Origin of the sequence: Curtobacterium sp. MCPF17_002, assembly GCF_003234115.2 — a bacterium.
Taxonomy (GTDB): Bacteria; Actinomycetota; Actinomycetes; order Actinomycetales; family Microbacteriaceae; genus Curtobacterium.
Genome location: NZ_CP126251.1, coordinates 204,770 through 216,333, shown reverse-complemented (window position 1 = coordinate 216,333; position 11,564 = coordinate 204,770). Strand labels below are relative to the sequence as shown.

The window sequence follows — 11,564 nt, the reverse complement described above, 5'->3', positions numbered from 1 at the left end:
TTGACGCGGATGTTGATACTCGTCAACCTGACCGGCCCCTGCAACCCGAGCACCACAGCGGAACCACTGGACAAAGGAGTCTTCCGTGAAGCGCATCTCTGCAGTCATGGGCATCACCGCCGCACTCGCGGCCAGTGCCCTCGTCCTCGCCGGTTGTTCCTCGCAGGGGGGTCGTGTCGCGTCGAGTGACGACGACTCGGCCGGCGGGACCAGCAAGGACTCCGGCCTCACCATCGCCCTCGTCACGCACGCCGCCCCCGGGGACACCTTCTGGGACATCGTCCGGAAGGGTGCCGAGGACGCCGCGAAGAAGGACGGCGTCAAGCTCCTCTACGCCTCCGACCCGGACGGCTCGAAGCAAGCGCAGCTCGTCCAGCAGTACACGGACCAGAAGGTGGACGGCATCGCGGTCTCCCTCGCGAAGCCCGACGCCCTGAAGAGCTCGGTGCAGGCAGCCGAGAAGGCCGGCATCCCCGTCGTCTCCTTCAACTCCGGCAGCGACGCCTACTCGGCGCTCGGGATCCTGGCGCACTTCGGTCAGGACGAGTCCGTCGCCGGCGAGGCGGTCGGCAACGAGCTCAAGGCGCAGGGGCTCTCGAAGCCCGTCTGCGTCATCCAGGAGCAGGGCAACGTCGCACTCGAAGCCCGCTGCGGCGGCATCAAGAAGATCCTCCCCGACACCGAGACCCTCTACGTCAACGGCACAGACAACAGCGCCGTGCAGTCGACCGTGACCGCGAAGCTCCAGGCGGACAGCAGCGCCGACGTGATCGTCGGACTCGGCGCCCCGTACACCGCGGTGATCCTCAAGGCGGTGAAGGCCGCAGGCAGTGACATCAAGGTCGCGTCCTTCGACCTCAACGCCACCCTCGCGAAGAGCATCAAGTCCGGCGACGTCCTGTTCACGGTCGACCAGCAGCCGTTCATGCAGGGCTACGAGTCGATCGACTCGATCGTCCTCTACAAGCAGGGCGGGTTCGTCCTCGGCGGCGGCAAGCCGACGCTCACCGGGCCCGCGATCGTCGACAAGTCGAACATCGGCAAGGTCCTGCAGTACGCCGAGGACGGTCTCCGGTGACGGCCGCCAGCATCGTCCCCGCCGGGGACGAGCGACTCGCTGCACGAAGCCCCGTCCGGAAGCTCCTCGGCCGCCCGGAGGTCGGTGCGGTCGTCGGTGCGATCGCGATGTTCGCGTTCTTCGCGATCATCGCCCCCGTCTTCGTCCAGCCCGACTCGATCTCGACGATCCTGTACGGCTCGTCGACCATCGGGATCATGGCCGTCGGTGTCGCACTCCTCATGATCGGCGGCGAGTTCGACCTGTCCGCCGGTGTGGCCGTGATCTCCTCCTCCCTCACCGCGAGCCTGTTCGCCTGGTACTTCTCCACGAACGTCTGGGTGGGCGTCTTCCTCGGCCTGGTCTTCTCGCTCGGCGTCGGGTTCGTCAACGGGTGGATCCTCGTCCGCACGAAGCTGCCGTCGTTCATCGTCACCCTCGCCACGTTCCTCATGCTCACCGGTCTCAACCTCGCGGTGACGCGCCTGGTGTCCGGCTCGGTCTCGACGCTCGACGTGTCCCAGCTCGACGGGTTCTCGGTGGCCGAGCAGATCTTCGCCGCGGACGTCCCGGTCTTCGGCATCACCGTGAAGATCACCGTCTTCATCTGGATCGCACTCGTGATCGTCGCGTCCTGGATCCTCCTCCGGACCCGGGTGGGCAACTGGATCTTCGCGGTGGGCGGAGACGAGAACGCGGCCCGCGCCGTCGGGGTCCCCGTCACGAAGACGAAGATCGGCCTGTTCATGGGCGTCGGGTTCTGCGCGTGGATCGGCGGCATGCACAACCTCTTCGCCTTCAACGTCGTGCAGTCCGGCGAAGGTGTGGGGAACGAGTTCCTCTACATCATCGCCGCGGTGATCGGCGGCTGCCTGCTCACCGGCGGGTACGGCTCCGCGGTGGGCGGCGCGATCGGCGCCCTCATCTTCGGGATGGCGAACAAGGGCATCGTCTACGCGCAGTGGAACCCGGACTGGTTCAAGTTCTTCCTCGGACTCATGCTGCTGCTCGCCACGATCATCAACCTCATCGTCAAGAAGCGAGCGGAGCAGAAGTGATGTCGGACATCGCGAACCCCACCACACAGGTCGTCGAGGTACCGGTGTCGGAGACCTCCGAGACCGTCGTCGGAGCACCGCACCTCATCGCCCTCCGCGACGTCGGGAAGCACTACGGCAACGTCATCGCGCTGTCCGACATCACCATGGACGTCGACGCCGGCCGCGTCACGTGCGTCCTCGGCGACAACGGCGCCGGCAAGTCGACCCTGATCAAGATCATCGCCGGGCTCCACCAGCACGATGCCGGCACGTTCTCGATCATGGGCGAGGACCGGAAGCTCTCGTCCCCGCGCGACGCCCTCGACGCGGGCATCGCGGCCGTCTACCAGGACCTCGCCGTCGTGCCGCTGATGCCGATCTGGCGGAACTTCTTCCTCGGTTCGGAGCTCCGCAACAAGCTGGGCATGCTCGACGTCACCGCGATGAAGCGCATCACCAAGCAGGAGCTCCTCGACATGGGCATCGACCTGCGTGACGTCGACCAGCCCATCGGGACGCTGTCGGGTGGTGAGAAGCAGTGCGTCGCGATCGCCCGCGCGGTGTACTTCGGTGCCAAGGCACTCATCCTCGACGAGCCGACCGCCGCCCTCGGCGTGAAGCAGTCCGGTGTCGTGCTGAAGTACATCCTCCGTGCCCGGGACCGTGGACTCGGGGTCATCTTCATCACCCACAACCCGCACCACGCGTACCCGGTGGGCGACCGCTTCCTGCTCCTCCGGCGGGGGAAGAGCATCGGGTACTTCGAGAAGAGCAGCATCACCCTTCCCGAGCTCACGGGGATGATGGCCGGCGGCGCCGAACTCGAGGAGCTCGCGCACGAGCTCGAGCAGGTCGGTGGTCAGTCCGAACGGATCGAGGAGATCCGCGCAGCAGAGGTCGTCCCGGGCGCCTGACGGGCCGTCGGCCGACGGCCCGAGAACGTGGGACAGGCGGACTGGAGGCCCGTGGCGACGCCGCCACGGGCCTCCCGTCGTCGTCCGCCCACGACGAGAGCCGCACTGACGGACCGCGGATCAGCGCCGGTCGCGTCGGGCTGCCGCAGCCGGGGCGTCATCGCGCAGTCCGGCGGCGAAGAGCGCCTCCTGAGCGTCAGCGAGGTCCTTGCCCTCGATCGTGAACGCGTTGAACACCGCACGGTGGAACGCGAGCCAACCGACGACGACGCCAACGGCGACGAGCGCGGTCAGGATGCCGTACATCACCTCAGGATGGTCGAGGAGCAGCGGCGTCACGAGGGCGAGGAGGGCCGCAGCGACACGAGCGACCGCGATGACGGTGCCCTGGACCGAGCCTCGGAGCAGCGTCGGGAACGACTCCTGCGACCAGATCTTCATGATCGCCTCGAAGGCGAACGCATTGCCCACCGCGCCGAACGCCAGCATCGCAACGAGGGTGGGGAGCGAGAACCCGAAGACGAGCGGCAGCCCGTAGCTCACGACCAGGCAGACCGCTCCGACCACGTAGAACGGCATGCGGAGACGACTGTCGACGACCCGCATGAACCAGAACGCGAGGAGCATGCCGACCGGCACGCTGACGAGGTTCATCGTCGAGAAGAACGGGACCGAGAGTCCGACCACGTTCACCGCGACGTAGGCGCCGAACTGTCCGCCGGTGTTCGCGCCCAGGTTCGTGAACGTGTAGAAGACGAGCAGCGCGAGGAACGGGACCAGGAAGATCCGCTGCGTGAGGACGTCGCGGAGGCCGTGGCGAGATGCGCGGACGGTCGTGACGCCGGCGGCCTTCTCGTCCCGCGCGTCAGACCAGGCCGCAGACTCCGGGATCGTGAACCGGAGGACGAGGACCACGAGAGCGACCACGCCGACGTGGGCGAACATGATCTGGCCCCCGACCCGACCGAGGTCGCCGACAGCGGTGGAGATCGCGTAGGTCGCGAGGATGCCCGCGAACCAGAGCACCTGCGAGAACCCGACGAGCTTGCCCCGGTTCTCGTCGGTGGCCGCTTCGGCGATCGTCGCGAGTGAGACCGGGAGGTCGGCTCCGGTCCCGAGTCCGACCAGGATCGTCCCGATGAGCAGCCCGGTGAAGCCGGGGCTCGCCACCAGCACTGACGCCCCGATCACGGTCATCGCCATCGTCACGATGAAGACCGCTCGACGACCGAAGAGGTCTCCGAGGCGGCCACCCGTGAGCGCTCCGATCGCGATGCAGAACGTGAGCGCACCGGAGAGGACTCCGATCTGCGCGCCGGTGACGCCGATGGACTGCTGGTAGAGCACGAGCGCGGTGCCCGAACTCACGATGGCGGCGGCGTCGATGTACGACGCCATGCCCGAGACGGTGGCGACCCACCACGGGCGGGGGTGCTGAAGTCAGTTCACTGCGTTCTCCCTTGAACGTCTGGCCGGCACTGGTGAAACGGTTCAACCAGTCGGCGGAACTGTAGCCCGGAGCCCGACGCGGCCACAAGGGAACGGGCAGGATTCTTGCTGCTTACGGAACGTTGTTGATTTCCTGAGGAAATTGACGTCGATGAGCTCGGAGGCCTACGGTCGTCGCAGCAGCACTGTCGCTGCCCCCGTTCGAAGGAGAACACCATGTCGATCGACGACCTCGCCCGCGGCGTCGCCCGTCCCACCATCGAGTACCGGCCGGAACTGCGCTGGTGGCTCGCAGAGGGCCTGCACACGGACGTCACACTCCGCCGCGAGGTCGAGACCGCGCACGGACTCGGGTTCGGCGGCATGGAGTTCCTCGCGATGGACGAGAGCGCGATCGATCACAGCCGGTACGGGTGGGGCTCCGAGGAGTGGGTGCACGACTCGCAGATCGTCGTCGAGGAGACCACGTCCCGCGGGATGTCGGTCAGCTTCACCTCCGGCACGAACTGGTCGAACGCGAACGTGCCCACCATCGACGCCGACCACCCCGCCGCCGCCCAGGAGCTCGACGTCGTGCACGAAGAACTCGTGGGTGGGACGTCCCGTTCCGGCCGGCTGCGGCGGATCGACCTCGACGCTCCGATCGCGCACACGGCACTGCCCGGCGAGCGCGGACCGGTCCGGGTGCAGACCCTCGTCGCGGTCGTCGCCACACGGATCGTCGAGGGGCAGGAGACGTCGGACGACGGCTCCACCGCCGTCGTGCTCGACGCCGGCTCCGTCATCGACCTGACGGCAGCGGTCGACGACGAGTCCCTCGACTGGACGGCGCCAGATGACGGCACGTGGCGGCTCTCCACGTTCTGGAGCCACGGCACCGGACAGACGGCGTCCCCGTCGGCGACCGTGAACTGGACCGTCAACTACCTCGAGCGGGCAGGGGTCGACGCGGTCATCGACTACTGGGAGCACGTCGTCCTGACACCGGAGCTCCGCGCCGAGGTCGCCCGGAACCCACGCGCGCAGATGTACATGGACTCCCTCGAACTGTCGACCCACGGAGCCGGGGGGCTCTTCTGGGGTGCGCACGTCGCCGAGGAGTTCCGGACCCGTCGGGGCTACGACATCACGCCGTGGCTGCCGTTCCTCACCAGGAGCGCGCCCTTCATGGCGTCGAGCACGACGTACCACGCCCAGCCGGAACCCGAGCAAGCCGTCGACGTCGAGAAGGTGCGCTTCGACTACGTCAAGACCCTCACCGACCTCTACATCGAGAACATGCTCCGGCCGTTCGCCGCGTTCCTGCACCAGAACGGCATGACGCTCCGTTCCGAGATCAGTTACGGGCTGCCGTTCGAACTCACCCGACCGGGCCCGGAGGTCGACGGGATCGAGACCGAGTCGCTCGAGTTCGCGTCCCAGATCGACGCGTACCGGCTGCTCGGTGGACCGGCGCACCTGTTCGGGAAGCAGTACTCCTCGGAGACCGGTGCGACCACGCGGAACCACATGCTCGACCACCGGTTCTACGACCAGATCATCGCGACGCAGCTCGCTGCCGGGATCACGAAGACCGTCCTGCACGGCTGGGCGAGCACCACCGGGGCGGAAGGCGTGACGCGCTGGCCGGGCCACGAGGGCATGTGGAGCATGTTCTCCGAGCGATTCGACACACGACAGCCCGCATCGGAGTTCTACCCCCTCTGGAACGATGCCATCGGCCGCTACCAGTACGTCCTCCGCCAGGGACGTCCCCGGATCGACGTCGGCGTCCTGCACACCGACCACTTCACGGACAACGCCTCCGGGATGGTCTTCCGCGATCACGACGGGTCCCGCCTGGCGGACGAGGTGGCCTACGGGCAGCGGTGGATGCGGGACCGCGAGAACCACTGGTGGCGTGACCTCGGCATGCAGGACGCCGGCTGGACGTACGAGTTCTTCGACGGGTCGCTGCTGCTCCGTGACGACGTCCGGATGGACGACCGCCTCGTACAGCCGGACGGTCCCGGGTACCAGGCGCTCGTCGTGTTCCAGAGCGCGCTCGACGCCGACGTCGCCACCAGGCTCGTCGACTGGGCCGAGAAAGGCCTCCCCGTGCTCGTGGTGCACGGCACGAGTGAACTGAAGTCCCTGGTCGCCGGCACCGACACGCACCACCCCCGCGCCGCCGATCGCACGCCGGGCCTCGACGGACGGGACGCTGAGCTCGCCGCGACGATGGAACGGCTCGTGGCCCTCCCCTCGGTGACGGAGATCGACGACGCTGCACGGACGGTCGAAGCGCTCCGCGGCCTCGGCGTCACCGGTCGGGCCGAGTTCCTCGCCGACGACCGGAACGTGCTCTCGCACCTCCGCGAGGACGGCGACCTGCTGCACGTGTACCTCTACCACTTCCTCTACGAGACCGCGGGGCCGACGACCGTCGAGGTCGCCCTGCCGGGCATCGGGGCCGTACACCGCATCGACGCGTGGTCGGGCACGGTGCTTCCGCACGGAGCATCCCGACAGGCCGGCGGACGCACGATCGTCACGGTGGACCTGGCACCTGGCGAGACAGCACTGCTGACCCTCGACCGGAGCGAGCCCGCCGACACCGCGTCCACTGCGGGCAACTCGGTTCGTACGGCCGATGTCGTCGCCGAACTCGCCGAATGGCACCTCGTCGTCGAGAGCTGGGACGCTGGCGGCGAGGAGCTGCTGACGGAGGACCGCGGTCTCGGCTACGAGACCCGTGAGGTCCGTCCGCTCACCGACGTCCAGCGCCTCGACGCCGGCGTCGGACCGTTGCGACCGTGGAAGGACGTGTCCGCCGTCGGTCCGGACGTGTCTGGTGTCGGTGAGTACTCCACCACGTTCAGCGTCGAGCGCGGGACGGAAGTCGGTCGTTTCCTGCTCGACCTCGGGTCGACGTCCGGCGGACTCGGCTCCGTCGTGCTCAACGACGGGCCGGCGCGGGGTTTCGACACCTCGCACCCCGTGGTCGACGTGACCGAAGACCTGCGCAGCGGGCGGAACGAAGTGGTCGTCCGCATCGCCAGCTCACTCAACAACCGCCTGCTCGCGCGCGGCTACTACGACGACGTGCCGGACGTGATCAGTCAGCTCATCGGTGACACCGAGGCGATGCAGACCACCCATGTCCGCGATCACGGGCTGCTCGGTCCTGTCCGCCTCCTGCGACGGTGACCAGCGCGACGGCTCGGTACAGTGTCGGTGACCTGAGGAGGTGGACGATGGCGCGACGGACCGACACCGGTGACGACGTGGACCTCCGCCCCGTCATCGACCCCGACCCGTTCGACATCCGGGTGGCCCTCGCCGGCATCGTGCACTGGGCGGACAGTCAGCAGGTCCGTCAGCGGATGATGGCTGCGATCGACTTCCCGGTCGCGGACCTGTCCATGTTCCTCGTCGTCAACCAGCTGACGTACCGAGGAGCGACCAAACCGAGTGTGCTCGCAGCGGCACTCGGAACAGGACGGGCCAACCTCACGAAGATCGCGAATCGGCTCGAGGACATCGGGCTCGTCGTCCGGGTGCCGGCGCCGGCCGACGATCGAAGCGTGCTCGTGGCCCTCACCAGGACGGGCCGGGAGTACGGCGAGCGGATCAGCGCGCAACTCCGCGAGGACCTCGACATCGTCCTCGCGCACTGGAGCGCAAAGGACGTCGAAGCGCTCCGACGGGTCCTCGCTCGCCTCCGCCACGATGCGATGAGCGCTGCCCGGAACTGACGCGACGCCGCTCCGTTGGTGCGGAACCGCGTCAGGAACGAGAAGAGCCCCCGGCCGAAGCCGGGGGCTCTCTCTTCGAGGTCGTCGTGCAGGTCGTGGCGAGACGTCCCACAGACGATCCAGTGGCGGTACCGGTGGGATTTGAACCCACGGTGGAGTTGCCCCCACACATGTTTTCGAGACATGATCCTTCGGCCGCTCGGACACGGTACCGGGAAAGAGTTTACACGATCCGGGAGGCCCGTCACGCCACCGCGAGCCGCCTCGCCCTCCACAGGCGGCCGGGTACAAACCCTCGTCCACAGCTCAGCAACGCATGACCTGGTCTCGAAGACGGCCGCGTAACGTCCACCGCATGAGATCGCGCACCTTCGTCGCACTGCTCACGTCGGTCGTCGGCGGACTGACCGTCCTCGGCGGCGCGGCCTTCGGCGCCCGCGCCGGCGTCCGCGGGCAGCGCGCCGCCGCACGTCGTGTCGTCGACATGCTCCCGGTGCACGCCGACTGGTGGCGCGAGCGTCTGCAGCACGAGGGGCAGATCACGTACCTGGCGATCGGAGACTCCGCAGCGCAGGGCGTCGGCGCGACCGAACCGCACCGGGGCTACGTGGGACTGCTCGCACGACGGATCCGGCACCGCTCCCGCACGTCCGTCCGCGTCGTGAACCTCAGCGTCTCCGGCTCGACGACGTGGGGCGCCCGGAAGGACCAGCTCCCGAAGCTGCGCCACTACTCTCCGGACATCTGCACGGTCTCGATCGGCGCGAACGACATCGCCGACTTCCACCCGGACAAGTTCGAACGGAACATCCGTGAGATCTACGGTGCGGTGCCGTCGCACGCGATCGTCGCCGAGCTGCCGTGCATGTTCGTGCCGGACCGTGAACGCAAGGTCGCCGTGGCGAACGAGATCGTGCACCGGGTGGCGGCCGAGTACGGCCTGACGGTGGCTCCGCTGCACACCATCACGAAGCGGGTCGGGCTGCGCCGGACCTTCTTCAACAGCTACGGGGACCTGTTCCACCCGAACGACCGCGGGTACGAGATCTGGGCGAGCGCGTTCGAACCGGCGGTCGATGCCCGGGTGGACGTGGTGGCGGCGATCCGGCACTACCTCTCCGCACGCGAGGCAGAGGACCTCGGTGCTGACGCCGGTGCCGTGGCTGCGGCGCGGGCGGAGCAGGACGTGGACGGCGCCGAGGCCCTCGACCACGCCGACCGTCCGGGGCGCATCGAGCGACTCCGCCACCGGATGACGGGCTCCGTGCCGATCCCGGAGACACTGCACGACGGCCCGGACGACCAGCCGGGTGATGTCGGCGGCACGCCCTAGCCTGACGATCATGGCGCGCGCTCAGTCTCTCTACCGTTGCACCGAGTGCGGCTGGACGTCCATCAAGTGGGTCGGGCGCTGCGCCGAGTGCCAGGCGTGGGGCACGGTCGAGGACACCGCCGCTGCAACGGTCAGCGCACGCGGGACGAGTGCGGTCGCCGTCGCCGGCAACCGGGTCGCGCGCCCCATCACCGAAGCCCGCGGCACCACCGTCCAGCGCTGGCAGACCGGCATCGGCGAGTTCGACCGCGTCCTCGGCGGCGGCGTGGTGCCGGGTGCAGCGGTCCTGCTCTCCGGCGAGCCCGGCGTCGGCAAGTCCACGCTGCTGCTCGAGGTCGCGTCGCGTGCGGCAGCGACCGGCAAACGGGTGCTCTACGTGAGCGCCGAAGAGTCCGTCGACCAGGTCCGACTCCGCGCCGAGCGCACCGGTGCGATGCACGACGACCTCTACCTGGCGAGCGAGGTCGACCTCGGCGTCATCCTCGGCCAGATCGACCAAGTGCAGCCGGACCTCCTCATCGCGGACTCCGTGCAGACGATCTCGTCGAGCTCGATCGACGGCATCGCCGGCGGCACGTCCCAGGTCCGCGAAGTGGCGTCCACCCTCATCCGGATCGCGAAGGACCGCGCGCTCCCCGTCCTCATCGTCGGCCACGTGACGAAGGACGGCACGATCGCCGGCCCGCGTCTGCTCGAGCACCTCGTCGACGTCGTGTGCCACTTCGAGGGCGACCGGCAGACGGCGCTCCGCTTCGTCCGGGCCCTCAAGAACCGCTTCGGCCCCACGGACGAGGTCGGCTGCTTCGACATGGCCGGCGACGGCATCCACGAAGTCCCCGACCCGAGCGGGTTGTTCATGTCGAAGAACACCGCTCCGGTCTCCGGCACGTGCGTCACGGTCGCGCTCGAGGGACGCCGTGCGCTCCCGGTCGAGGTGCAGGCCCTCGTCGTCCCGAGCTCGGCGCCGCAGCCCCGCCGTGTCGTGAACGGCGTCGACGCCTCACGAGTGGCGATGCTCCTCGCCGTGCTCGAGCGCCGCGCGGGGCTGAAGCTCTCCGATGCCGACGTCTACGTGTCCACGGTCGGCGGAATGAAGCTCACCGAGCCGGGCGCTGACCTCGCGATCGCCCTCGCGCTGGCGAGCGCAGCACGAGACCGCCCGTTCCCGCACACCCTGGCCGCGGTCGGTGAGATCAGCCTCGCCGGTGAGATCCGGCCGACCACGGGCACGAAGCAGCGCGCGAGTGAGGCAGCACGTCTCGGGTTCACGACCGTGCTCGGGTCGGACTCGCAGCACCTGCGGGAAGCCCTGCGCGTCGCGTTCTCACTGGCGAGCAACGAGCGGGAACGCGAGCTCGACCGCGCTTTCTGACCGAAACACGTGGAGCCCGAAACACGCGGAGCGGGACGCGCCGACACGCGCAGAACGACTCAGGCGCGCAACGCGGCCAACAGGTCCTCGGGCGTCGCCTGCATGGTGTTCGGTCCGGCGATGTCGAAGAACACGCCCTCGAGCGAGTCGACGTGCGCCGCGAGGAACTCCTCGAGCCGTGGTCCGTCGTAGACCATGACCTGCCGGATCTTCTCGTCCGGCACCATCGCGGTGTAGGCGTCCGCCGACGAGAACAGCAGCAGGATGCGCTTCTCGGAGCCTTCGCGCCCGAACACCCGCACCTGCATGTCCTTCTTGCCGGTGACGAGCCGGGGGACGATCACGATGTCGTTGCGCAGCGCGAACGCCACCGCTGCGACGTCCTGCTTCGCGAGGGCTTCCTCGAGCTGCTCGCTCCGGAAGCGCTGTTCCTTGTCTGCCATCAGCCCTAGTCCACCAGATTCATGGCCGTTCAGCGACTTCGGGTCTTCCCTTGTGGCTCGGACCCTGTAAGTTGGTACCAACCGCTTCGGCGGGAGTCCATCGTTCTTCCGGTGCCCTGCACCTCGAGCGCCATCGGTCACTGGCCTTCCCCGGCCGCCTGGCCCCGAACCCGTTCCGCCGGCCCAATGCCCGCGGGGCGCATCGATTCGACGACAATC

At 68.5% G+C, this 11,564-nt stretch carries 9 protein-coding genes and 1 tRNA gene; 7 read left to right on the top strand and 3 right to left on the bottom strand.

What is annotated here, in order from left to right; translation table 11 throughout:
* Positions 1-85: 85 nt before the first annotated feature.
* Genes DEJ28_RS01015 through DEJ28_RS01005 form a run of 3 tightly spaced genes read left to right on the top strand, consistent with a single transcriptional unit; the run spans position 86 to position 3,011 of the window.
* Positions 86-1,078: a substrate-binding domain-containing protein gene (locus tag DEJ28_RS01015; protein WP_502866939.1), complete on the top strand. Its 993-nt coding sequence runs from the start codon at positions 86-88 to the stop codon at positions 1,076-1,078.
* Positions 1,075-2,115, top strand: a complete 1,041-nt coding sequence (locus DEJ28_RS01010; protein WP_258367851.1) for an ABC transporter permease — start codon at positions 1,075-1,077, stop codon at positions 2,113-2,115. Before DEJ28_RS01015 ends, DEJ28_RS01010 begins: the two co-directional genes overlap by 4 nt.
* Entirely contained in the window at positions 2,115-3,011 is an 897-nt protein-coding gene (locus DEJ28_RS01005) for an ATP-binding cassette domain-containing protein (RefSeq protein WP_111114123.1), read from the top strand. Before DEJ28_RS01010 ends, DEJ28_RS01005 begins: the two co-directional genes overlap by 1 nt.
* Before the next feature lie 120 nt (positions 3,012-3,131).
* Here the strand turns inward: DEJ28_RS01005 and DEJ28_RS01000 are convergent, their stop codons facing one another.
* The gene (locus DEJ28_RS01000) at positions 3,132-4,409 is read right to left on the bottom strand and encodes an MFS transporter (protein WP_111114122.1); all 1,278 of its coding nucleotides are present in this window, start codon (positions 4,407-4,409) and stop codon (positions 3,132-3,134) included.
* Between the two features lie 267 nt (positions 4,410-4,676).
* Here DEJ28_RS01000 and DEJ28_RS00995 point away from each other — a divergent pair, with 267 nt between their 5' ends.
* Together DEJ28_RS00995 and DEJ28_RS00990 are read left to right on the top strand one after the other, a co-directional pair.
* A complete protein-coding gene (locus DEJ28_RS00995; RefSeq protein WP_111114121.1) occupies positions 4,677-7,649 on the top strand; it encodes a glycosyl hydrolase in 2,973 nt (990 codons plus the stop codon).
* Between the two features lie 47 nt (positions 7,650-7,696).
* Positions 7,697-8,197: a MarR family winged helix-turn-helix transcriptional regulator gene (locus DEJ28_RS00990; RefSeq protein ID WP_111114120.1), complete on the top strand. Its 501-nt coding sequence runs from the start codon at positions 7,697-7,699 to the stop codon at positions 8,195-8,197.
* Positions 8,198-8,320: 123 nt separating this feature from the next.
* Here the strand turns inward: DEJ28_RS00990 and DEJ28_RS00985 are convergent.
* A tRNA-Ser gene (locus DEJ28_RS00985) sits at positions 8,321-8,410 on the bottom strand.
* Positions 8,411-8,552: 142 nt separating this feature from the next.
* On the opposite strand from DEJ28_RS00985, the gene DEJ28_RS00980 reads away from it, so the two are divergent.
* Positions 8,553-9,530 carry an SGNH/GDSL hydrolase family protein gene (locus DEJ28_RS00980; RefSeq protein ID WP_111114119.1) on the top strand — a complete coding sequence of 326 codons (978 nt, stop codon included), beginning with the start codon at positions 8,553-8,555 and terminating at the stop codon, positions 9,528-9,530.
* A gap of 10 nt (positions 9,531-9,540) precedes the next feature.
* Positions 9,541-10,902, top strand: coding sequence for a DNA repair protein RadA (radA, locus tag DEJ28_RS00975; RefSeq protein WP_111114118.1), 1,362 nt, complete (start codon positions 9,541-9,543; stop codon positions 10,900-10,902).
* A gap of 59 nt (positions 10,903-10,961) precedes the next feature.
* Here the strand turns inward: radA and DEJ28_RS00970 are convergent, their stop codons facing one another.
* A complete protein-coding gene (locus DEJ28_RS00970) occupies positions 10,962-11,345 on the bottom strand; it encodes an SseB family protein (RefSeq protein ID WP_111114117.1) in 384 nt (127 codons plus the stop codon).
* Positions 11,346-11,564 lie beyond the last annotated feature (219 nt).

Excerpts from the sequence above, each read along its gene's own strand:
- DEJ28_RS00990 (WP_111114120.1), top strand. The coding sequence starts at position 7,697 with ATGGCGCGACGGACCGACACCGGTGACGACGTGGACCTCCGCCCCGTC.
- DEJ28_RS00980 (WP_111114119.1), top strand. The coding sequence starts at position 8,553 with ATGAGATCGCGCACCTTCGTCGCACTGCTCACGTCGGTCGTCGGCGGA.
- DEJ28_RS01005 (WP_111114123.1), top strand. The coding sequence starts at position 2,115 with ATGTCGGACATCGCGAACCCCACCACACAGGTCGTCGAGGTACCGGTG.
- DEJ28_RS01000 (WP_111114122.1), bottom strand. The coding sequence starts at position 4,409 with ATGGCGTCGTACATCGACGCCGCCGCCATCGTGAGTTCGGGCACCGCG.
- radA (WP_111114118.1), top strand. The coding sequence starts at position 9,541 with ATGGCGCGCGCTCAGTCTCTCTACCGTTGCACCGAGTGCGGCTGGACG.
- DEJ28_RS00970 (WP_111114117.1), bottom strand. The coding sequence starts at position 11,345 with ATGGCAGACAAGGAACAGCGCTTCCGGAGCGAGCAGCTCGAGGAAGCC.
- DEJ28_RS00995 (WP_111114121.1), top strand. The coding sequence starts at position 4,677 with ATGTCGATCGACGACCTCGCCCGCGGCGTCGCCCGTCCCACCATCGAG.